Genomic DNA, 21,968 nt, shown 5'->3' on the forward strand with positions numbered 1-21,968 from the left:
ATGGGGAGAGCTACCGGATGCAGCACGCCACCGCCGCGCCCGCACCCGGCCACCGTCCCCGATGGTGGACCGAGCTGCCACTGATAGCGGTGGTGTACGCGCTGTACTCGGCGGGACGGCTGCTGGTCCGCGGTGACGTGTCGACCGCGGTCGACCACGGGCTCGCGATACTCCGGCTGGAACAGGCCCTCTTCCTGAACGCCGAGCATCCGCTGAACCGGCTGCTGACCGCCAACCCCGCGCTCGGGATACCCGCCGACTTCGCGTACGCCTCACTGCACTACCTCGTCACCCCGGCCGTCCTCATATGGATGTTCCGGCGCCGGAAGGCCGCCTACCGGGCGGCCCGCACCTGGCTCATGACCTCCACGCTCCTCGGGCTGATCGGCTTCACGCTGATGCCGACCTGCCCGCCCCGGCTGCTCGACGCACGGCACGGCTTCGTCGACACGATGGCCCAGTACAGCTCGTACGGCTGGTGGGGCACCGAAGCGAGCGCACCGCGCGGGCTCGGCGGGATGACCAACCAGTACGCGGCGATGCCGAGCCTGCACGTCGGCTGGTCGGTGTGGTGCGGGGTCCTTCTCTGGCGGCACGGCCGCCACCCCGTCGTACGGGCCCTCGGCATCGCCTACCCCCTGCTGACCACGCTCGTGGTGATGGGGACCGCGAACCACTACTTCCTCGACGCCGTGGCGGGCGTCGCGGTGATGACCGTCGGAGCCCTTCTCGCGAAGCCGGTCATCCGCCTCTCCGACCGCCTGAAGAACCGGTTCCGGGCCGGCGCGGTCCCCGTGAGCACGGCCGTGAATGCCGGTAAGTCCCCGGATGTCAGTGCCGGATGCAAGACTTCCGCGGGTGAGCGAATCCCCGGCCAGCGGACCTCCTCCGCAGATTCAACCGACACCGGCGCACCGGTCGACGACGCTGCGGCAGCGGCTCGCTGAGCTGCGCGGCCCGTCCGTCGCACCGCACCCGCTCGACGCACGCGCGCTGGCCGCCCTGGCCGCCAATCCCGGCTGCAAGCGGCGTGCCCTGCTGGACGCCGCGGGGGTGAACAAGACCGTGCTGGCCACGGCGCTCGGTTCCCCCGCCGCCTTCGGCCAGTCGCAGTTCGCGTTCATGCGGGGCAACGCGTTCGAGGCGAAGGTGAAGGCCGACGGCGGTACGGAGCTGCTGCGCCTGCTGTACGAGCGCCTCGGCGGCGACTGCGAGGCACCGCGCGAGGCGCTGGTGCCGGATCTGACGGCCGCCGGGCCCGAAGGCCGTGCGGCCAGGACGGCGCTGGCCCTGCGGGAGGCGACGGCGGCGGGCGGCTGGGCCCTGCTCGACCATCCGATGCTGGCCCTGGAGGTGGCGGGCTCGCCCGCCTATCTGGAGCCGGACGCCGTGGTGGTGCACCCCGACGGCACCTGGACCGTGGTCGAGATCAAGTCATTCCCCATGATCGACGGCTCGTCGGACGCGGCCAAGGTCGGCGCCGCCGCCCGGCAGTCCGCGGTCTACGTCCTGGCCCTGGAGCGGATCGCCGCGGTGACCGAGGGCGCCGAGGTCGGGCACCGGGTGCTGCTGGTCTGCCCGAAGGACTTCTCCAACCTGCCGACGGCCTCGGTCGTCGACGTCCGCAAGCAGCGGGCCGTCACCCGCCGCCAGCTGACCAGGCTGACCCGCATCGAGGACATCGCCGCCACCCTGCCCGAGGGCACCACCTTCGACCCGGGCTGCTCGCCGCAGGAGCTCGGCGAGGCCGTCGACGCGGTCGGCGCGGCGTACGCCCCGGAGTGCCTGGCCGCCTGCGAACTGGCCTTCCACTGCCGGGAGAAGTCCCGTGCCCGAGGCGCCGTGGAGGCACTGGGGCGCAGTGTCCGCGGCGAGCTCGGCGGGCTCACGACGGTGGGCGCGGTGCTGGCCGCCGCCGCGGGCAAGGAGGGCGACCCCGCCGATCCGACGGTCGCGGCGCTGCGCCGTGCCGCTGCCCTGCGCGCGGAAGCGCTGGAGGGCCGCGCGGTATGTCACTGATCACCACACTGGCGCGGCTGGAGGCGGTGGAGAGCGGGCGGGCCCAGCCCCTGGCCACCGTCCGCCACCGCCATCTCACCGCCGGGCCGCTCGTGCTGGTCCCGCTCACCACCGCCGGTGAGGCGGGCGCCCCGCTCGGGGCGCTGGTGGGTACGGACCGGGAGACGCCCCGGCTGCTGGCCGTGGCCCAGCCGCGCGACCGCGATCTGCGCTTCGCGTTCCTCGCCGAGCTGGCCGAGGCCGTGCTGCCGCACATCGAGTCGTACGCCGACGTGGTCGAGCCGGCCGAGCGCAACGAGACCGATCCCGAGACCGGCAAGAAGGTCAAGGTCGAGGTCGAACTGTGCACGGACGCCGCGCAGCTGATCGTGCCGAGCCGGGCGGGCATCGACTTCGTACGCCTCCTGGGGCGCTCGATGCGCTTCCGGCGGACCGCGGAGGACGATCCGGACACCCCGTATCCGGCGCCCGCGCGGGTCCCCCTGCTGGGTCGTTGGCTGACGCACTACGCGGAGCGGGCCAGGGTGCCCGGCTCCTCCCTGCTGCTCGCCACGACCGATCTCCTGAACCGCCACTGGGCGACCGGCCAGAGCAGCCTGGAGGACCAGCACCTGGGAGCGCTGCTCGCCTGGATCGCCCCTCCGGACGGCGGATCGGGTGCCGATGCCGCCCTGCGCGCGGAGCTGGAACGGGACCGGGAGGGCCAGTTGCTCTGCCCGCCGGCGGGGCCGGCCACGGACCCCGCGTTCGACAACCGGCTGCTGGCCCCCGCGATCGAGGCGTACGACCGGGCGCGCACGGCGCTCGCGGCGGCGGAGGACGGACTCGCCGCGGACGCCCGCCTGGCCGAACTGACGCGCGCCGAGCGGGAGATCAGATCGCTGCTGGCCAAGGTCATGCTGCCCACCTGGGACGCGGTGTGGCGGGGGCTCGACCTGCTGCGCGAACTGCCCGAGGGGGCCAGGGCCGAGGACCGCTGGACGCGGGACCGCTGGTCGTTCACGGGCCACCGGGACCGGGTGCGGGCCGGGGAGCCCCCGCAGCCCCGCCGGGACGACGCGGTGACGGCCGCGCAGAAGCTGGCCTCCCGGGAGTCGGCCCAGGCCCAGCTCGACGCGCAGGAGGCGCTGGACGATCCGCTGGTGCTCGCGGGGCGCAGACTGTCCGGCGAGGCGTTCGTCGGGGAGGTGACGGAGGTGGTGATGGCCTACAGCGAGTCGAAGCGTCCTTCCCCGCGCCCCCTGGTCACGGTCCGTACGGACGAGCACCCGCAGCTCGGTGAGCGGACGAAGGTGTACCGCTCGCTGGACGGCAAACCGCAGACCGCGGAGTTCGTGGAGCGGGTGTCCGCCGGGGACGGCGGGGAGGACGGTCCGCTGCTGGTGCTGCGGATCACCGACCGGATGGGCCGGAGCAAGGAGCCCGCGCCGGGATCGGTCCCCGAGCCGGGCGACCGGATCGTCTGGACCCTGTTCGAGCACGACCCTCGCGGCGGTCCGAAGCTGCCGGACCCCGAGGAGACCCCCTGGACCCACGGCGGCCCGCCCGGTGCCGCCGCCGAACGGGCCGAACGGCCCGATCCCGTGACCGCGGAGGACCTGCTGTGACCTCGGAGAAGGCCACGTTCGACCCGGGCGCCGCGGCGAAGCGGGCGACCGACGCGATCCTCGACGACACCCTGCACGGCACCTCGCGCGGCATCGTCGTGGACTCGCCGCCGGGCGCCGGCAAGTCGACCCTGGTGGTGCGCGCCGCCCTCGAACTGGCCGCCGCGGGAAAGCCGTTGATGGTGATCGCGCAGACCAACGCCCAGGTCGACGACCTGGTGGTCCGGCTGGCCGAGAAGGCGCCGGACCTGCCGGTGGGCCGCCTGCACAGCAACGACTCCGATCCGTACGACACGGTGCTGGACGGCCTGGACAACGTACGGAAGTCGGCGAAGGCCGCGGACCTCGCCGGTCTCGGCATCGTCATCTCCACGGCCGCCAAGTGGGCCCACGTGAAGAACGTGGAGCCGTGGGGGCACGCGATCGTCGACGAGGCGTACCAGATGCGTTCGGACGCGCTGCTGGCCGTCGCGGGGCTCTTCGAGCGGGCGCTGTTCGTCGGCGACCCGGGTCAGCTGGACCCCTTCTCGATCGTCGGCGCCGACCAGTGGGCGGGCCTGTCGTACGACCCGTCGGCGAGCGCGGTCACCACGCTGCTCGCCCACAACCCGAAGCTGCCGCAGCACCGTCTGCCGGTCTCCTGGCGGCTGCCCGCGTCGGCGGCGCCGCTCGTCTCGGACGCGTTCTACCCGTACACCCCGTTCCGCAGCGGTACGGACCACGGGGAGCGCCGCCTGGCCTTCGGGGTCCCGTCGGACGGCTCGGGTCCCGACCGGGTGCTGGACGAGGCGGCGGAGTCCGGCTGGGGCCTGCTCGAACTGCCGGCCAGACACACCCCGCGCACCGACCCGGAGGCGGTCCGGGCGGTGGCCCTGATCATCCGCAGGCTGCTGGACCGGGGCGGCGCGGCGACGAGCGAGCGCTCGCCCGACCCGGTCCCGGTGACGGCGGACCGGGTCGCGGTCGGTACGGCCCACCGCGACCAGGCGGCGGCGGTCCGGGCGGCGCTGGCCGAGCTCGGTGTCACGGGCGTGGCCGTGGACACGGCGAACCGGCTGCAGGGCCGCGAGTTCGACGTGACGGTGGTCCTGCATCCCCTGTCGGGTCGCCCGGACGCGACGGCCTTCCATCTGGAGACGGGCCGCCTGTGCGTCCTGGCCTCCCGCCACCGCCACGCCTGTGTCGTGGTGTGCCGGGAGGGCGTCGCGGACCTGCTGGACGAGCACCCGTCCACCGAACCGGTCCAGCTGGGCGTCACGGTGAAGTTCCCGGACGGGTGGGACGCGAATCACTCGGTGCTGGCCCATCTCGCGGAACACCGGGTGCGCTGGCGGCCTTGACAGGGTGGACGTCGGCCCGCCGGACGCTCCCCAGCCCTCTTGCGCCGGGTTGGACAATGGAGGGTGGCCACCGGGCCGCCCGAAGGAGGAACACTCATGGCACAACCCGAGCGGAACGAGCGGCAGCGGCTGCGTCCCGCACCGCTGCTCTTCGAGCCGTCGGAAGCGGCAGCCGACCCCGAGCGCTTCTTCGACCTCGACGCGATGGAGGACCCGAAGGAGCTGCTGGCCCGTGCGACGGAGCTCACGCACGCCTTCCGGGCCGCGGCCGACCGTGCCGTCGAATTCCAGGCGGTGGCCGCCGCCCAGCTCGCCGATCCACGCCGCTTCGACCGGCTCACGGCAGCCGATGTCGCGCAGCGCGCGGAGTGGACCGAGGACTATGCCAAGAAGATGATCGAGTTCGGCCGGACCCTGATGAAGAACGCCGGACCCTGACGGGCCAACGGGTCCGCCCCGGTTCCGGGCACCGCCGCTGGCATATGCCCGCGCGCAAGATACTCCTCCGCGCCCGACTCTGTCCCCGTTTCCGGCAACTCTCGGAATCAGCACCGTCACTCCCTGTAGACCTGTCCGCATGAGCGCTTGGCCGAAAGACGAAACGACCCGCCCCGCAGCCGCAGGGGCCTCCCACCGCAACGTCGACATCTTCGCTCTGCTGCGGGACCAGCCCCGGCACCAGACCGCGCAGGTGACCGCCGCGGGTGCCTCCTGGCTCGCCGGCGCCACGGCCTATCCGCGCAGCACGCTCTCCCAGTGGCAGGCCCGCCCCGGCTCCCCCGGCGTCCTGCCGTGCGGCTCCGTCTTCGACGTGGTGAACGTCCCCGCGCTGTTCGGGCGCCGCATGCTGGAGCAGCTCTGGTCCGAAGGGCCCGGTTCCGGCCCGGTCGCCACGCACCGGGGCCGGATGCTGCTGTTCGCCGCGCCGGGAACGGCCCAGCGGCTGCCGTCCCTGCTCGGCTGGGAGGAATGGGGCACCGGCGGCACCGGGGAGCACCGCGCCTCCGTGCCCCCGCTGCTCTGCCACGGCACCGGTGACGCGGTGACCGTCCCGCCCCTGGCCAGTGGTTCCGAGGGCGCCGGCCCCCGCTGGGTGGTCGCCCCCGACACCCGTAACCCCTGGCTCCCGGGTCCCGACGTGCTGCTGTGGGCCTGCGTGAGGGTGGGCAGGTCACAGCCTTCCCCGGCCTCCGGGTATTCGATTTTTCCTCCTGCGGATCCGGGTGCTAATGTCTACGACGTCACCAGGCGCCGTTAGCTCAGTTGGTTAGAGCAGCTGACTCTTAATCAGCGGGTCCGGGGTTCGAGTCCCTGACGGCGCACAGACGGTGGAAGCCCCCTCGCGGAAGCGAGGGGGCTTCTTCGTGTGCGCTTCTCCGTGGGCGCGCGCCCCCGGGGCCTCCCGTCAGGTGCCCGTCGTGATCCGTACGGTCCAGGACCCGGAGGGGGTCCGGCCCGCGACCTCGATCCTGGTGCGCTCGCCGGGCACGGTGTAGGTCTCGCCCTCGCCCAGTGGGGCGTCCGCGAGCGGCGGGTAGACGGACCTGTCCCAGCAGGCGTCGGAGTCGGGGTGCGTGTCCAGGACCTCGACGGGGCCGCCGCCGGACGGGGTCTCGTTGCGGATCCGGTAGATCAGCACGCCTTCGGTGCAGGTCGCCCCGTCGTTGCCGGTGGCGCTGCGGGCCTCGATGGCCAGGGCGCTCTCCTCGCCGGTCCTGATCACCGCGAGCCGGGTCCCGATGGACCCGCCGCGCGCGGGAACGGCGGCGACGGGCTCCAGGGTGAGGTTCGCGCTGCCCTGCACACACCGGATCTGACGGTGGTCGAGCCAGCCGAGCTTCCACTTGTGCCAGCCGAACAGCTCGGGCGCGAGCCCGAACTGGCTGCCCATGACGTCCCAGTCGCCGACGTAGGTGTCCCAGTCGCCCTTGCCGTCCCTCGGCCGGTGGTACAGGTCCGCCAGGTCGAAGACGTGCCCGGTCTCGTGGGCGAGGACGTTGCGGTCCGGCGGGTGCTGCTCGAAGACGGTGACGACGCGCTTGATGTCCGCGCCGTCGGCCCGCAGCGGCCGGTCGAAGTTGACGACCTTGGTGGCGTCGGAGTCGACGCCCGGCGCGTCCGGGTCGGCGACCAGGTAGACGATGTCGTACGCCGAGAAGTCGGTCTTCGCGTCCGCCACGTCGATGGCGTCGCGCAGATACGCGCTGCGCCGCCCCGAGTCCCAGTCGCGCTCTATGCCGTACCAGCTGGAGGGGCGCGGCATCTCGATCCACTGCTGCTGCGGGTGCGGGCGCAGGGTGAACTTCCCGTACGAGGCGCGCTGGAAGAAGCGCGTGGTCGAGGGGAAGTAGTCGGCGGTGAGCACGGCGGGGGTGACCGCGGGTTCGGCGTCGGGGAACGAGAGAAAGATCATGACCGCGTCGAGGCTGCGGTCGGGACGCGGGTAGGCGCCGTTCCAGGTGTCGAGGCCGAGGGAGTGGTGCGCCCCCGTCCTGGGCAGGGCGCACGGGCCCGCGTCGCGCGTGGTCGCCACGGCGGGTCCCGCGACGAGGGAGGTGGCGGCGAGCGCCATGAGAGAGGTCAGCGCGGCTGCGACGCCACGCAGACTCGGCCTCTCCACTCCCCCGGGTCTGCGCTGTCGCGGCACATCTACCTCCGGGTGGGAAACACGGGACACCCCACCCACCCTGTGCCGGACCGGGGCCGTACGTCCTGTTGGGCTGCCCCACTCGGGTCAGTGGGACCTCGGGCAGCCGCCCCGCCTCACGGACAGTCACAATCGATCATTCCGTCGAAGCGATATAACAGAACCACACGGAAACGATCAGTCGAGGGCAAACCGGATGGAAGCCCGGAGCGACGTCCGGAGGGGTTCGGCGAGCCGGGAACGGCCGGCGAGCTGGAACGGCCGACTCAGGACCATCTATGCTTCACCACGTTTTCCGGCGTGGATACCGTTCCTGACAACGGGACTCCACACGGTGGCCTGTCCGACCACACCTGTTCACGACAATCTGCACAGCGGGAGCAAGCGGTGAGCGGAACCTCCGAAGGGCCGGAGCCCCCGGCAGGCAGCGCGCTCGGCACCGTGCGACCACCGGTCACGGAGCGTCATGCGGCGGGGCCGAGCGCCGCCGGACCGAGCGCCGCCGAACTGCGCGACTACCGGGCCGCCTTCCAGGTCGCCGTCCTCGCGATGGCCGTCGTCGACCACGAGGGACAGATCGTCAGCGCGAACGACGCCCTGGCCGGGCTGCTCGGCACGGATGCCGCCGCCCTGGCCGCACGGCCGGCCGCCGACCTCGTCGACCTCGCCTCCGACGGCCGCACCTGGCACGCCTACCGCGAGGTCCTGCACGGCCGGCGCTCCCGGTTCCGCTGCACCCGCAAGCTGAAGCACCCCGACGGGCGTTCCCTGTGGGCCGAGATCACCGTCGTACCGATGGACACCCCGTCAGCCACCGGTGGCGCGCTGCTGTCGGTCGCCGACATCAGCGACCGGCGCGAGCTCCAGAAGCGGCTGCGCCACCTCCAGATGCACGATCCGGTGACCCGGCTGCCCAACCGGACGCTGTTCTTCGAACGGCTCGCCGCGGCCCTGGACGCACCGCCGTTCCAGGACGACTCGCTGCCCCCGCACGGCCGGATCGGGCTCTGCTACCTGGATCTGGACGGCTTCAAGGCGGTCAACGACACCATGGGGCACCGCATCGGCGACCGGCTGCTGGCCGCCGTCGCCGGCCGGCTCACCGACTGCGCCGAACGCGACAGCTCCGGCCGCAGCGGCAGTCATCTCGTGGCGCGGCTGGGCGGAGACGAATTCGCCATCCTGGTCGAGGACTCCACCGGCACGGCGCAGCTCACCGAACTCGCGAACGAGGTCCTCGTCTCGCTCCAGCAGCCCTTCGACCTCGTCGGCCGGCGGCTCTCCGTGTCCGCGTCGATCGGGGTGGTCGAACGGGCCTCCGCCGGCACGTCGCCCACCGGTCTGATGCAGGCCGCGGACACGACGCTGTACTGGGCGAAGGAGGACGGCAAGGCTCGCTGGACGCTCTTCGACCCCGAGCGCAACGCCCACCGCATGACGCGCCAGGCGCTCTCCTCCACGCTCCGGCCCGCCGTCGAGCGGGGCGAGTTCACCCTGGAGTACCAGCCGCTGGTCTCCATGGCCGACGGAACCGTACGGGGGGTCGAGGCCCTGGTGCGGTGGAACCACCCGCAGTTCGGCCTGCTGGCGCCGAATCGGTTCGTCGCGATCGCCGAGGAGGACGGCACGATCGTGCAGCTCGGCAGGTGGGTGCTGCGCACCGCGTGCCGTCAGGCGCGGCGCTGGCAGCTCGACCATCCCGGCGAGCCGCCGCTGTTCATCAGCGTCAACGTGGCCGTGCGTCAGGTCTGGGACTCCGACCTGGTCGCGGACGTGGCGGAGATCCTCGCCGAGACCGGACTCGACGCCGGACTCCTGCAACTCGAACTGACCGAGTCCGCCGTGATGGGCTCCGCGGGCCGTCCGCTGCGGGCGCTCCAGGCCCTCAGCGACATGGGCGTCCGGATCGCCATCGACGACTTCGGAACCGGCTACTCCAACCTCGCCTATCTGAGCCGGCTGCCCGTCTCCGTACTGAAGCTGGACGGCTCCTTCGTACGCGGCTTCCGCTACGACGACGGCGCGCACCCCAGCCCCGCCGACGAGACGATCGTGGAGGCGATGGTGCAGCTGGCGCACCGGCTGGGCCTCACGGTCACCGCGGAGTGCGTGGAGACGGCGGGCCAGGCCGAACGGCTGCGGAGGATCGGCTGCGACACGGGGCAGGGCTGGCTGTACTCACGGGCGGTGGCGCCCGAGCGCATCGCCGAACTGATCGGCGCGAAGCGACGGCCGGGCCCGTCCGGGGCCTGAGGGCCGACGGCGCCGGACGGGCCCTTCGGGCTTCAGGACGGCAGACCGTACGCGTCCGCGATCAGCTCGTAGCTGCGCAGCCTCGCCTCGCCGCCGTGCGCGTTCGCCGTGATCATCAGCTCGTCCGCTCCCGTGCGCTTGGCCAGGTCGTCGAGGCCGGTGCGGACCTCGTCCGCGGTGCCGTGGACGACGTTGGAGAGCCAGCTGTCGACGAACTCCTGCTCCATGGGGCTGAAGGCGTACGCCGCCGCCTCCTCCGGGCTCGGGATCAGCCCCGGGCGTCCGGTGCGCAGACGGACCATCGACAGGGCTCCGGTCAGCACCTGACGACGGGCCTCGCGCTCCTCGTCGGCGGCGAGGGCCGAGACGCCGATCACGGCGTACGGGGCGTCCAGCACCGCGGAGGGCTTGAACGACTCCCGGTAGAGGTCGAGGGCCGGGACGGTATTCTGCGCCGAGAAGTGGTGCGCGAAGGCGAAGGGCAGGCCGAGGACACCGGCCAGCCGGGCGCTGAAGCCGGAGGAGCCCAGCAGCCAGACCGGCGGGCGGGCCGCGGACTGCACGCCGCCGGGAGCGGTCGCCTGGACCGGGCCGGGCACGGCGTGGATCCTGGCGTACGGGTGGCCGTCCGGGAAGTCGTCGTCCAGGAACCGCACGAGCTCGGCGAGCTGCTGCGGAAAGTCGTCGGCGCCCTCGTTCAGCCGGTCCGTGCGGCGCAGGGCCGCGGCGGTCGCCCCGTCGGTGCCGGGCGCCCGGCCGAGACCCAGGTCGACGCGCCCGGGGGCCATGGCCTCCAGCGTGCCGAACTGCTCGGCGATCACGAGCGGCGCGTGGTTGGGCAGCATGACTCCGCCGGAGCCGAGCCGGATGCGCTCGGTGTGCGCGGCGAGGTGGGCGAGGATCACGGCCGGGGACGAGGAGGCCACGCCCGGCATCGAGTGGTGCTCGGCGACCCAGAAGCGGTGGAAGCCGCGGCGCTCGGTGAGCTTGGCGATGTCGACGCTGGTCCGCAGCGCCTGGGTCGCGGTGCGGCCCTGTCCCACGGTCACCAGGTCGAGCACGGACAGGGGCACGGGGGCCGTTCCGCCTGCGGTGCCGCGAATCTGGTCGCCTCGGATCTCGTCCACGTTTCGGCCTCTCCCGGTGATGCGTATGTATCGGAAGAAGCCAACAGGAGGTTGGCTCCGTTTATTCCCGAACCTCGATCCCGCGGGGTTCCGCGGCTCCGATGGGCGGCTCGCGGGTGGCGAAGAGCGCGCCGAGCTCCGGCTCCCAGATGCGGCGGTCCACCAGCCGCAGCCCCTCCCAGACCGTCACCTGGTTCGCCGTGAGGACCGGCTTGCCGAGGAGTGCCTCCAGCTCGGTGACGTACGCGGCGGTGTGCAGGGCCGTGTGCGGCAGCAGCACCGCCTCCGCGTCCGGGTGGTCCCCGGCGACGGCCAGCTCCTTCACGAGCCGCTCGTCCCAGGTGCCGATCTCGGTGGCGGTGAGCAGCCCGCCGCCCCGGGTGGCGACCACCTCGATGCCCGCGGACTCCAGGAAGCGGGCGAAGAGCGCGGCGATGTCCTCGGGGTAGGTCGCCGCGATCGCGACCCGGGACGCCCCCACCTCCCGTACCGCGTGCACGAAGGCGAAGGCGGTACTGGACGCCGGCAGGCCCGCCGCCCTGGCCAGGCCCGCCGTCTGCTCGTGGGCGCCCTCCCAGCCGTACGCGAAGCTTCCACCGGCGCAGGCCCAGACGAGGGCCTCGGCGCCCGCCAGTCGCAGATCCTCCACGCCCGCCACGAGCCGCTCCGGGGAGCCCAGCTCACGCAGGACGCCGACGCCGGGGGTGGTGTCCTCGCCGACGGCGGTGTGGAAGAGGGGCAGTCTGATGTCGCTGTCGAGGATGACCTCGATCCGCTGGAAGTCGTCCTCGGCCGAGTGGCCCGGGTAGAGAAGTCCGATGGTCGTCATGTCCACCCTTCCTGTGCGTCCGGAGCGCCGGGCGGAGGCAGGAGGCCCGGTGGGCGGCCGGCGGACGGCCGGTACCTCCCTCGGCGCGTGATCCGTCACCGCTGCCCTCGCCTCTGCCAAGTATTCCCCCTGCGACCGCACCCTGTCGGCCGCACGGAGCGTGACCGGTCGTTCCGTTGACGAAGCCGGGTTCGGGTGCGAGCGTGGTCAATCCGTACATCTCAGACGTCGAGAAGCGATCACTCACCCATGCCAGAGCCCACCCTGCTCGTCCTCGGCACCGACCCTCCGCCGCGCCTCGGCCGGCTGACCGGACGGGTCCGGGTCCGCTACACCGACGAGCGGAGTCTGGCCCGGGACCTGCCCTCCGCGGACGCCCTGCTGGTGTGGGACTTCACCTCGGACGCAGTACGCGTGGCCTGGCCCGGCGACGGGCCGCGCCCGCGCTGGGTGCACACCGCGAGCGCGGGCGTGGACCGGCTGCTCTGCCCCGAACTGGCCGCGTCCGACACCGTGGTGACCAACGCGCGGGGCATCTTCGAACTGCCCATCGCCGAGTACGTCACCGGGCTGGTGCTCGCCTTCGCGAAGGACCTGCCCGGCACCCTGGAGCTCCAGCGCCGCCACCAGTGGCGCCACAGGGAGGCCCGGCAGCTCTCCGGCACGCGCGCGGTGGTCGTCGGCGCGGGTCCCATCGGCCGCGAGATCACCCGGCTGCTGCACGGCCTCGGCGTCCGGGTGGCGCTCGTGGCGCGGCGGGCCCGGCGCACCATCCACGGCGTCGAGGACCTCGACCGGCTGGCCTCCCGCGCCGACTGGGTCATCTGCGCGGCACCGCTGACGGAGTCGACGCGCGGGATGTTCGACGCCCGGTTCTTCGGTCTGCTCCAGCCCTCGGCCGTCTTCGTCAACGTGGGGCGCGGCCCCATGGTCGTGGAAACCGATCTGGCGGACGCCCTGCACAAGCGGTGGATCGCCGGCGCCGCGCTCGACGTGTTCCAGGACGAACCGCTCGGACCTGACAGCCCGCTGTGGGACGTCCCGGACCTGGTGGTCTCACCGCACATGAGCGGCGACACGGTCGGCTGGCGCGACCGGCTGGGCGAGCAGTTCGTGGACATGTACGAGCAGTGGGCGGCCGGCCGGCCGCTGCCGAACGTCGTCGACAAGCAGCAGGGTTACGTACCCTCCACCGACCGCACCGACTGAGACCGACGCGCACCGCCTCGACTGACGGCCGCTCACATGCCAGGCCCTGCCCGGCAATACGCCCCGCACACCCCTCGTCGCACTCCGCCCGCATCAGGGCACGAAAAGGTCACCCTCCGGCCACTTTTGGGTTACATGCCGCCCTGTCCTGCATAGACGTACGGGATCGGGCAGGCGCTCACCCTGTCCGGTGTCCGACCTCCAGGAGATTGCGAACCATGGCTGACTTCCCGAACCTGTCCCGCCGGGGTTTTCTCAACCGATCGGCAGCCGTGGGCGGATTGCTCGTCGTTCCCGGCCTGCTCTCCGCGTGCAGCAAGACCGACGCCGGCGCGGCGGACGGCGAGGGCGCCCTCGACAAGCTCCGCAAGCAGGGCTTCGTACGGGTCGCCTACGCCAACGAGGCCCCGTACGGCTACCTGGAGGGCAAGGAGCTCAAGGGCGAGGCACCCACGCTGCACCGCGAGATATTCAAGGCGCTCGGCGTCGAGGAGCTGAAGCCCACGCTCTCCGAGTGGGACGGCCTGATCCCCGGACTCCAGGCCGGCAAGTACGACGTGGTCAGCGCGGGCATGGCGATCACCCCCGAGCGGTGCGCCAACGCCATCTTCTCCGAACCGGAGTTCATCTCCCCCACCGCGCTGATGGTGCGGAAGGGCAACCCGAAGAAGCTCACCGACCTGGCGTCCGTCAAGGCCGCCGGGGCCACCGTCGGCGTGATGTCGGGTGCGGTCGAGGGTTCGTACGCCAAGGGCGCGGGCATCGCCGAGGACCGGATCAAGACGCTGCAGAAGCCGCAGGACGGCGCCGACGCCGTCAAGGGCGGGCGCATCGACGCCTTCCTGCTCACCGGCATCTCCCTGCGCTGGCTGGCCAGGACCAACCCGGCCACCGAGGTCACCGACGCCTTCCTTCCCGAACTGGACGGCAAGCAGCAGTTCTCCCCGGGCGGTGCGGTGTTCCGCCAGGGCAACGAGGACCTGCGGGACTCCTTCAACCGCGAGCTGAAGAAGATCGTCTCGGACCGGTCGCGCTATGTCGGCCTCCTGGAGCCGTACGGCTTCGGGGCGACGGAGATCCCGCCGGCCACGCTGAAGACCGCCGATCTGTGCAAGGGCTGACGGGGGCGGACCACACCGTATGAGTGACTTCTTCTCCACTCTCCTCGACGAACTCCCCCAGGTACGCGCCGGTCTGTGGGTGACCCTCCAGGCCACCGTGCTGGGGTCCCTGCTCGCTCTGCTCCTGTCGTTCGCCCTCGGCCTGATGGCCGGCAGCCGGCTGCTCCTGGTGCGCGGGGTCTCGCGGACCGTCGTCGAGTTCTTCCGCGGCACCTCGCTCTACATCCAGCTGTTCTGGCTGTACTACGCGATGCCGCCGCTGACCGGCTACGAACTGACGCCGCTGCTCTGCGGTGTGGTCGCCTTCGGCCTCAACTACGGGGCGTACGGCTCCGAAGTGGTGCGGGGCGCCATCAACTCCGTACCCCGCGGGCAGTACGAGGCGGCCCTCGCGCTGAACCTCACACCGTCCCGGCGGCTGCGCAAGGTGATTCTTCCGCAGGCATGGGTGCAGATGATCCCCTCCTTCACCAACCTGCTGATCCAGCTGCTGAAGTGCACCCCGCTGCTGTGGCTGATCTCCGCCGCCGACCTGATGACCGTGATCCAGCAGCTGCGCGACCGCACCGGTGAGACCCTCACCGCGTATCTGACGCTGCTGGCCGCCTACTTCGTCCTGGCCTACGCCCTGACCCTGCTGATGAACCTGCTGGAACGGTCCGCCAAACGGCGGCTCGGCCTGGAGACCGGCACGGGCAGCCTGCTGAAGAGCCGCAGCGCCGCGGCCACCACCACCGTCGGAGGTGCCCGGTGAACGGCTTCGACTGGGGCGCCGCCGAAGACGCCCTTCCGCTGGTCCTCGAAGGGTTCCGGGTCACCCTGCTCGCGACGGTGCTCGGCACCCTCGTGGCCGCCGTCCTGGGGCTGGCCGTCGCGGTCGCCGGACGGGCCCCGAGCCGCTTCGTCACCGTGCCGGTGCGGGCCGTCATGGAGTTCGTCCGCTCCACCCCTCTGCTGGTCCAGCTCGTGGGCGCGGCGGCGGTCTTCGGCTCCGTCGAGCCGCTGACCGTCGGCATCGTGGTGCTCGGCATCCACTACGCCGCGTACACCTCCGAGGTGTACCGCGCCGGGATCGACGGCGTACCGAAGGGCCAGTGGGAGGCAGCCCGGGCGCTCTCGCTGCCGGCCCGCCGGACCTGGCAGGCCGTGATCCTGCCGCAGGCGGTGCGCAACGTGCTGCCCGCGCTCGGCAACTACGCCGTCTCGATGTTCAAGGAGACCCCCTTCCTCGCCGTGATCACGGTGCAGGAAATGGTCTTCGAGGCCCGGAAGTACGGGGCCGAGCACTTCGCGTACACCGAGGCGTTCACGCTCGCGGGACTGGTGTTCCTGGTCGCGAGCTACCCGACCTCGCTACTGATGAGAAAGCTGGAGAAGCGCCTTGGCCACTGAATCTGCTCCCCTCAAGGAGCCCGCGGACGCGGTCGCGGGCCTCGTGTCGACCGGCGTCGAGCCGCTGGTCCGCTTCGACCGGGTGGTGAAGCGGTACGGCGACCATGTGGTCCTGGACGAACTGGACTTCACGGTGCGGCGCGGCGAGCACGTCACCCTGATCGGCCCGAGCGGCTCCGGCAAGACGACCATCCTGCGGCTGCTCATGACGCTGGAGAAGGTCAGCGACGGGGTGATCTGGGTCGACGGCTCTCCGCTGTCGCACGTCCGCACGGCGGACGGCTCCCTGAAGCCCGCCGGCGAGAAGCAGCTGCGGGAGTCCCGGAAGAAGATCGGGATGGTCTTCCAGCAGTTCAACCTCTTCCCGAACATGAAGGTGCTCCAGAACATCACCGAGGCGCCGGTCAGCGTGCTGGGCATGGACCGCGACGAGGCGGAGGCCCGGGCCCGTGAGCTGCTCGACCTGGTGGGGCTCGCGGGGAAGACCGACGCGCATCCCTCCCAGCTGTCCGGCGGACAGCAGCAGCGGGTGGCCATCGCCCGGGCGCTGGCGATGCGGCCGGAGATCCTTCTGCTCGACGAGGTGACGTCGGCGCTGGACCCGGAGCTGGTGGCCGGCGTGCTGGACCTGCTGTCCGACATCGCCAGGAGCACCGACATCACCATGCTCTGCGTGACCCACGAGATGAATTTCGCCCGGGACGTCTCGGAGAAGGTGCTGATGTTCGACGCCGGACGGGTCGTGGAGTCCGGATCTCCGGAAAAAATCTTCTCGGATCCGGAGCACGAACGTACGCGCGAGTTCCTCAACGCGGTGCTGTGACCATGCTGTTGGTACATCGACAATGACGCGGGCATATGCCAGACGGGTGCGCCCCAGCTGACAGGGCCGGGGCGCCCCCATCCAGTCGTCAACAGCAGCCCCGTACAGGGCTATTGGCGGCTATCGTGGGGCGAAAGCTTGCGGTCACAACCTGGTAGGGGGACACCGTGGCGTTGAAGCCCGAACCGACCACACCGTTCCACTCGGTGCAGTACGCCCTGCGCGTGCTCGAAACGGTCTCCAAACACGGCAACGGTGTCACCGACGTACAGGTCGCCCGCGAGACGGGGCTGCCCACCGGCCATCTCGCCTCCCTCCTGCTGACGCTGCGCCGCGAGGGGTACGTCGAGCAGGTCACCGACGGGGCGTACGTCATCGGCTCCTCGCTCCTCCTGCTCGGCTCCGGCGCGGCCCGCCGCCAGGCCCTGGAGGACAAGCTCCAGCAGACCCTGGTGCAGCTGCGGGACTCCGTCGGCGCCGCGGTCTACCTCAGCCGGTACGTCGACGGCGAGATCCACGTCACACAGATGGCGGCCGGCCCCCGGACGCCCGCGGTCCACGAGTGGGTGGACTTCCGCTCGGCGGCGCACGCCAGCGCGATCGGGAAGTGCCTGCTGACGCAGCTCGACCAGAACGGCCGGCGCGACCACATCTCCCGCCACAAGACCGCCCGGCTCACCTCGCGGACGATCACCAGCGAGAAGGTCCTCTTCTCCAAGCTGGACAGCCAGCCCGCGACGGTCCCGATGCTGGACCTCCAGGAGTACGCGGTGGGCACGGTCTGCGCGGCGGTGCCCCTGACCGCCGGAGCCTCGGCGGGATGCCTGGCACTCTCCCTGCCGGTCGAGGACGCGCACCGGCTGCGGTCGGCGGCGGACACCCTGAACCGGCGGGCGGCACCCGTCCTCCTGTCGCTGGCGCTCTAGGGACGACCCACCCCGAGAACACGGACAAAACGGTCACGGGTCCGGCGTGGGCGACGCGTGTCGTCAGCACCCCCGGAGAGCAGGTATTATTTTCGAGTCAGCAGGCGCCGTTAGCTCAGTTGGTTAGAGCAGCTGACTCTTAATCAGCGGGTCCGGGGTTCGAGTCCCTGACGGCGCACGACAACGCAGTGGGCGGTTCCGGTACACCGGAACCGCCCACTGCGCTTTGTGCTGCCCACGCATACGTACGCATGTTCTATACGTGCGTCACCTGTGTGCGTTCCGGACGCGCGCACGCGTCCGGAACGGCGACCCCCGCCCGGGTCGCCGCCTCACACACCGTGTCGGCCGAACGTCAGAACTGCACGTCCGAGCAGGCGTAGAACGCGTTGCCGGTGTCCGCGACGTTCCAGACGGCGAGGATGATGTGCTTACCGGTCTTCTGGGTGGGGATCGTGCCCTGGTGGGTCAGCGTCGCCGGGGGCTGCTGGTTCCCGTACGGCACGGTCATGAACGGCTGGGACTCCAGAGCGGCCCGGGTGAGCGGCTGGGTGCTGTTCCAGCCGTCCTTGGTGATGTAGTACCGGAAGTCGCTGGTGGAGTGCCGGGCGGTGAACTGCCAGCGGAAGCTGTAGCCCTGGCCGCCGGTGACCTTGGTCGCGGGCCAGCCGCCGCCGCGCGGGTCGTCGAGCGCCGCGAAGCTGCTGTTTCCCGCGGAACAGATCTTGCCGTCCGCCGGGCCGGCCGCCGGGAAGCCCTTCGGGCCCTCGACGCTCTGCGGCTCCCACTGGATGGCTCCACAGCCGGTCACCGTGCCGTTGGCACACAGCTTCTGACGGCTGATCGGGGAGTCCGTGTAGCCGTGGCTGCTGGCGCTGCTGGTCGCGAACATCGATGCGCCCGCTATCGCCAGGCCGATCACGGCCGCGCTTGCCCTTTTCCGCATGCTTCTGCTCCTCAAGAACGTGGGGGAGGTTCCATGAGCTCTGCTCTGCGCGCGTGTTGTGCGGTCTAGACCAAGTCATAGGTTATTGACGCGACGTGAACATGTCCAGACCAATGAGCGTCCGATTCCGGTCTGCCGTCCGGGTGCCGGGGGGCACTTCTCAGGCGCCGTCCCCACCGCTGCGCCCGGTGTAGAACGCCACCGTCAGGTCCTTCACCAGAGCCTTCCGCTCGTAGTCGTCGAGCTCCACGATGCCCCGCGAGGTGAGCCGGTGCACCGTGTCGTCGACGGCGTCGACCACGGAAGTCAGCACGCTGTCACGGTGCTTGGCGTCGATGGCGGCGATCCGGGTCCGCTGCATCGCGGCGGCCACCTCGGGGGCGTACTCGATTCCGGTCGGCTGCGCCGAGTACACCTCGATGCCCACCGGTTCGCAGTCCGCCTTCAGCATCCGGGTCAGCGCGTCACCGACGGCCTCCGCGTTGCGCAGGGTGTGCGCGTCCTCGTGGAAGGCGTCGGCCGGCAGCTGCGAGAGCACCCGCGCCATCGCCGCCCCGACCTGCTCGCGCAGGTACTCCTCGTGGTCCGCGACGCCGAGCGTGGCCCGCACGGTGTCCTTGATCCGCCAGACGACCAGGACGACCACGCGCAGCGCCGTACCGTTCGCGTCCACGGCGGGCAGCGGCTCGCTGCGCCAGTGCCGCAGACGTACGTCGACGCGGCGGCGCAGCAGGAGCGGCGAGACCCAGACCAGACCGGTGCGGCGGACGCTCCCCCGGTAGTCGCCGAAGAGGGTCAGCACCCAGGCGTGGCCGACCCGGCCCCGCCCGAGACCGCCGAGCGCGAACAGGACCACGGTCGTCAGGAAGGCGAGCAGCGCCCAGGCGCCGATGCCGATGCCGTCGTACGGGCGGGATCCGATCCCGATGCGGGAGAGCACGGCGTCGGGCAGTGCCCCGGACCACCACAGGGTGGCGAGGCCGGCCGCGGTTCCGATCGCCCCGGTGAGCAGCGCCGCCCAGCCGGGCAGCGCGGGCCCGGGGCGCTCGGCCAGCCGGGGATCGCCCAGCGGCGCGGGCCTGGTCGGCGCCTGCACCTGCGGCGAGCGCGGCAGGGGTGGCCGGCGTACGGGCGGCGGGCGCCGGGTCACGAAGGCGGGCAGCGTGCCCGGGTCGTAGTGCTCGGTGTCCGCGCCGGGGTCACGGTCGTCGCGACGGCCGTTGCCGTCCCGGCCGTCGGCCCGGTCGTCGCGGCCGTCCCGGTCGTCTCGGAAGAGCAGGTGTACGGGGATGGAGGCGGTGGACTCGTTGGCGATGACCGGATGCCTGCGGCCGGTGTCCCACCAGGTGTCGACGCCGGCCGCCCCGGTCCTGCCGCCCGGCCCCGGCACGGTGACGAGACCGGGTACGAGGTCGGGCGAGCCGTTCCGCGCCGGGCCCGCACCCACCACCGGTCCGCCGTCGGAACCCCGGACCGGCAGCGCGACCGGCGCCGTTGTGACCCCGCCCGGGGCGACGACGGTGTCCGCCGGGGCCAGGTCGAGCACGAGGTCCACGACGGTGTCGGCCCCCCGCTCGGGGTCGTCGGCCGGGGAGCCCGGATCCGGCGTGGCACCGGACTCCGGCGCGGGCCGGGCGGCGCGGTGGCCGTCCCGCCCGTCCTCCGCCTCCGGGGCCCGGTCCGGGTCCGCCTCCAGTTCGGGTTCCGGTTCCGGTGACCTCCTGTTCCCGTCCGGAGCGGCACCGGCCTCCCGCTCCGCCAGGATGCCCGGGGCCGGGTGCGCCCCGGGTGGGGTGGTCGTATCGGCGGGGACCTCGGTCGCATTCTCGTGTCCGTACACCGGCTGCCCTGCCTTTCCGTTCTCCGGGAATCCGGAGCTGTCCGACACCGTGGGTCGCATTCCCGCCTCCGTCATGTCCGTGCCGTCAGGCGAAGAGCCGCCGCCAGGTCTCCGGTCCCGGGTAGCCGTCGGCCGCGCTGCCGCGCCAGCCCAGGGACCGCTGGAACGCCTCGACGTTCCGGCGGTCCGCCTCGGTCCACCGGGGGCCGGGGCCCGACCGGTAGAACGTGCCGTAGCCCTTCTTCACCAACTGTTTGCCGAGCCGTGCGACATGACTGTTGGACTGACCCGGCTTGAAATAGCCGCGGCCCGGGAACGCCGGGGCCGCGCTCGGGCTGCCGCCCGTAGCGGCGGCGGGGATGCTGCGCCCGGTGCCGGTGACCAGATACCGCCAGGTCTGCGGTCCGGGGATGCCGTCGGCCTCCTTGCCCTTCCAGCCCTGGGCCTTCTGGAACGCCTGGGTCGCACGCCTGTCCGCCTCGGTCCAGCGCGGTCCAGGCCCCACCGTGTAGTAGCGCTTGCCGCCGCGGGCCACGAGCATCTTGCCGAGCTGGGTCACGTACGTGTTGTTGGCTCCGGGCCCGAACTTCCCCGCTCCGGGGAAGGCGGTCGAGGAGCCGCTGCCGCCCGTACCGCCCGAGAGACCGCGGTACCGGTACGCCACGTACCGGTCGGAGTTGTTCCAGTACGCCATGGGCGTCGCCTGCTTGCGGGTGCGCGGGCGCGCCTGCTCGTAGGCGGTGTAGTGGCTGTGCGTGTAGTCGGTCCAGCCGCCGAAGATCGTGACGTGCGAGCCCTTGGCCGGATCGGCCGGGTTGTGAAAGAGCAGGATGTCGCCGGGCTGGAGCTCTTCCCGCGAGATCCGCGTCCCGTACTGGGCGAGGCTGCCCGTCCACTCGTTCCCGCCCAGGTTCCAGGCCATCGAGACGAAGCCGGAGCAGTCCTGGCGATAGCCGTCCGACCAGTACCTCTCCATGCTGTAGGGGACCTGCGCGGAGACCCAGACCTTGGCCCGGTTGATGATGTCGGCCCGGGTGGTCTTACGCAGCGCCGGTGCCGAGGACGGCGGGCCCGCGGACCCGGCCCCCTTCAGCGGACCCTTCTCGCCCTGCGGGGTGGCCGGTTCGGGATCGGCCGGCGCGTCCGTCCGGGCGGGTCCCGCGGCGTGTCCCGTCGAGGACGCCGCCTCGGCGGCCCCGCTGGACAGGACCACTCCGGCGGCCGTCACCAGCACCAGCGCACGGCGTGCGCCGTGCGCCGCCGGATGTCCGCCGTGCCGTGCCGACAGGGCCCTGGCCGCGGTACGCCGCTGCTCGGCACACCCCGCACAGGTGCAGTCGACAGCGGGTTCGTACTCCTCGAAGACCGGCACAGTCATGCGATTCCCCTCCGCACTCGTCAAGATCTTTGGGCGCATCTGCAACGGGCGTCAGTGTCTCAACTCTCCCGACATATCGCATTTTGACGGATCAAAGAGAAAAAACGACCATCCCACAGGGCGTGGCGCGGCGGAATTGGTCAGGGGCACCGTGTCTCATCGGGTAGAGTTCTCCAGGTCAGCAGGCGCCGTTAGCTCAGTTGGTTAGAGCAGCTGACTCTTAATCAGCGGGTCCGGGGTTCGAGTCCCTGACGGCGCACGCACAGTCAAGGCCCTCTCACCGAGCGTGAGGGGGCCTTGTCCGTGTCCGCGCCCGCATTTTTTCTTCCGCACTCCGGCGTGCGCCACAAAGGCAGCGAGCGGGCGTTCCACAAGCTCCCACGGGCGCCCTTCCGCGCCCCCTCCCCTCACGCCCCCCTCGGTGGCCAAACCGTGCGTATGGCCGGTAAACACCTTGTTTCACCCTTGCGATCACGCGACAAGTCGGACAACCTGTCCTGGAGCCATCGAC

The 21,968-nt window shown here is 71.8% G+C and carries 19 protein-coding genes and 3 tRNA genes; 16 read left to right on the forward strand and 6 right to left on the reverse strand.

Annotated elements, in window-relative coordinates:
• Positions 1 to 17 precede the first annotated feature (17 nt).
• The 7 genes from OG230_RS12750 to OG230_RS12780 all read left to right on the forward strand — a co-directional run bounded on the left by OG230_RS12750 (position 18) and on the right by OG230_RS12780 (position 6,288).
• The gene (locus OG230_RS12750) at positions 18 to 947 is read left to right on the forward strand and encodes a phosphatase PAP2 family protein (RefSeq protein ID WP_328910308.1); all 930 of its coding nucleotides are present in this window, start codon (positions 18 to 20) and stop codon (positions 945 to 947) included.
• Entirely contained in the window at positions 859 to 2,019 is a 1,161-nt protein-coding gene (locus OG230_RS12755; RefSeq protein WP_328910309.1) for a hypothetical protein, read from the forward strand. Before OG230_RS12750 ends, OG230_RS12755 begins: the two co-directional genes overlap by 89 nt.
• Entirely contained in the window at positions 2,010 to 3,626 is a 1,617-nt protein-coding gene (locus tag OG230_RS12760) for a hypothetical protein (RefSeq protein WP_328910310.1), read from the forward strand. Before OG230_RS12755 ends, OG230_RS12760 begins: the two co-directional genes overlap by 10 nt.
• On the forward strand, positions 3,623 to 4,966 hold the full coding sequence (locus OG230_RS12765) for an AAA family ATPase (RefSeq protein ID WP_328910311.1): 1,344 nt from the start codon (positions 3,623 to 3,625) through the stop codon (positions 4,964 to 4,966). Before OG230_RS12760 ends, OG230_RS12765 begins: the two co-directional genes overlap by 4 nt.
• Before the next feature lie 96 nt (positions 4,967 to 5,062).
• A complete protein-coding gene (locus OG230_RS12770; RefSeq protein WP_328910312.1) occupies positions 5,063 to 5,404 on the forward strand; it encodes a hypothetical protein in 342 nt (113 codons plus the stop codon).
• 139 nt (positions 5,405 to 5,543) lie between these two features.
• On the forward strand, positions 5,544 to 6,224 hold the full coding sequence (locus tag OG230_RS12775) for a hypothetical protein (RefSeq protein ID WP_328910313.1): 681 nt from the start codon (positions 5,544 to 5,546) through the stop codon (positions 6,222 to 6,224).
• Positions 6,215 to 6,288, forward strand: a tRNA-Lys gene (locus OG230_RS12780). The genes OG230_RS12775 and OG230_RS12780 overlap by 10 nt, the downstream gene beginning before the upstream one ends.
• Positions 6,289 to 6,371: 83 nt before the next feature.
• Here the strand turns inward: OG230_RS12780 and OG230_RS12785 are convergent.
• Entirely contained in the window at positions 6,372 to 7,613 is a 1,242-nt protein-coding gene (locus OG230_RS12785; protein WP_328910314.1) for a M6 family metalloprotease domain-containing protein, read from the reverse strand.
• 387 nt (positions 7,614 to 8,000) lie between these two features.
• Between OG230_RS12785 and OG230_RS12790 the strand changes: the two genes are divergently transcribed.
• Positions 8,001 to 9,866, forward strand: a complete 1,866-nt coding sequence (locus OG230_RS12790; RefSeq protein ID WP_328910315.1) for a putative bifunctional diguanylate cyclase/phosphodiesterase — start codon at positions 8,001 to 8,003, stop codon at positions 9,864 to 9,866.
• Between the two features lie 32 nt (positions 9,867 to 9,898).
• On the opposite strand, the gene OG230_RS12795 is transcribed toward OG230_RS12790, so the two are convergent.
• Together OG230_RS12795 and OG230_RS12800 are read right to left on the reverse strand one after the other, a co-directional pair.
• On the reverse strand, positions 9,899 to 10,993 hold the full coding sequence (locus OG230_RS12795; RefSeq protein WP_328910316.1) for an LLM class flavin-dependent oxidoreductase: 1,095 nt from the start codon (positions 10,991 to 10,993) through the stop codon (positions 9,899 to 9,901).
• 61 nt (positions 10,994 to 11,054) lie between these two features.
• Positions 11,055 to 11,822, reverse strand: a complete 768-nt coding sequence (locus OG230_RS12800) for a maleate cis-trans isomerase family protein (protein ID WP_328910317.1) — start codon at positions 11,820 to 11,822, stop codon at positions 11,055 to 11,057.
• Positions 11,823 to 12,071: 249 nt separating this feature from the next.
• Here OG230_RS12800 and OG230_RS12805 point away from each other — a divergent pair, with 249 nt between their 5' ends.
• The 7 genes from OG230_RS12805 (at position 12,072) to OG230_RS12835 (ending at position 17,471) form a co-directional block, all read left to right on the forward strand.
• Positions 12,072 to 13,031 (forward strand): D-2-hydroxyacid dehydrogenase, encoded by a 960-nt coding sequence (locus tag OG230_RS12805; protein ID WP_328910318.1) that lies wholly within the window; start codon positions 12,072 to 12,074, stop codon positions 13,029 to 13,031.
• A 218-nt stretch (positions 13,032 to 13,249) separates the two neighbouring features.
• Positions 13,250 to 14,152 (forward strand): ectoine/hydroxyectoine ABC transporter substrate-binding protein EhuB, encoded by a 903-nt coding sequence (gene ehuB / locus OG230_RS12810; protein ID WP_328910319.1) that lies wholly within the window; start codon positions 13,250 to 13,252, stop codon positions 14,150 to 14,152.
• 19 nt (positions 14,153 to 14,171) lie between these two features.
• Positions 14,172 to 14,906 (forward strand): ectoine/hydroxyectoine ABC transporter permease subunit EhuC, encoded by a 735-nt coding sequence (gene ehuC, locus OG230_RS12815; protein WP_328910320.1) that lies wholly within the window; start codon positions 14,172 to 14,174, stop codon positions 14,904 to 14,906.
• Entirely contained in the window at positions 14,903 to 15,544 is a 642-nt protein-coding gene (gene ehuD / locus OG230_RS12820) for an ectoine/hydroxyectoine ABC transporter permease subunit EhuD (RefSeq protein WP_328910321.1), read from the forward strand. The genes ehuC and ehuD overlap by 4 nt, the downstream gene beginning before the upstream one ends.
• Positions 15,534 to 16,367 carry an ectoine/hydroxyectoine ABC transporter ATP-binding protein EhuA gene (gene ehuA, locus OG230_RS12825; protein WP_443051544.1) on the forward strand — a complete coding sequence of 278 codons (834 nt, stop codon included), beginning with the start codon at positions 15,534 to 15,536 and terminating at the stop codon, positions 16,365 to 16,367. The genes ehuD and ehuA overlap by 11 nt, the downstream gene beginning before the upstream one ends.
• Positions 16,368 to 16,534: 167 nt before the next feature.
• Complete coding sequence (locus OG230_RS12830; RefSeq protein ID WP_328910322.1) at positions 16,535 to 17,293, forward strand: IclR family transcriptional regulator; 759 nt, start codon at positions 16,535 to 16,537, stop codon at positions 17,291 to 17,293.
• Between the two features lie 104 nt (positions 17,294 to 17,397).
• Positions 17,398 to 17,471 (forward strand) — tRNA-Lys (locus OG230_RS12835).
• 177 nt (positions 17,472 to 17,648) lie between these two features.
• Here the strand turns inward: OG230_RS12835 and OG230_RS12840 are convergent.
• The 3 genes from OG230_RS12840 to OG230_RS12850 form a co-directional block, all read right to left on the reverse strand.
• Positions 17,649 to 18,239, reverse strand: a complete 591-nt coding sequence (locus tag OG230_RS12840) for a lytic polysaccharide monooxygenase auxiliary activity family 9 protein (RefSeq protein WP_328910323.1) — start codon at positions 18,237 to 18,239, stop codon at positions 17,649 to 17,651.
• Between the two features lie 160 nt (positions 18,240 to 18,399).
• Positions 18,400 to 20,139: an SPFH domain-containing protein gene (locus OG230_RS12845; protein WP_328910324.1), complete on the reverse strand. Its 1,740-nt coding sequence runs from the start codon at positions 20,137 to 20,139 to the stop codon at positions 18,400 to 18,402.
• Positions 20,140 to 20,164: 25 nt separating this feature from the next.
• Positions 20,165 to 21,457, reverse strand: a complete 1,293-nt coding sequence (locus OG230_RS12850; RefSeq protein WP_328910325.1) for a peptidoglycan-binding protein — start codon at positions 21,455 to 21,457, stop codon at positions 20,165 to 20,167.
• Between the two features lie 185 nt (positions 21,458 to 21,642).
• Here OG230_RS12850 and OG230_RS12855 point away from each other — a divergent pair.
• A tRNA-Lys gene (locus tag OG230_RS12855) sits at positions 21,643 to 21,716 on the forward strand.
• Positions 21,717 to 21,968: the final 252 nt, after the last annotated feature.

Source organism: Streptomyces sp. NBC_00234, from assembly GCF_036195325.1.
Taxonomy (GTDB): domain Bacteria; phylum Actinomycetota; class Actinomycetes; order Streptomycetales; family Streptomycetaceae; genus Streptomyces.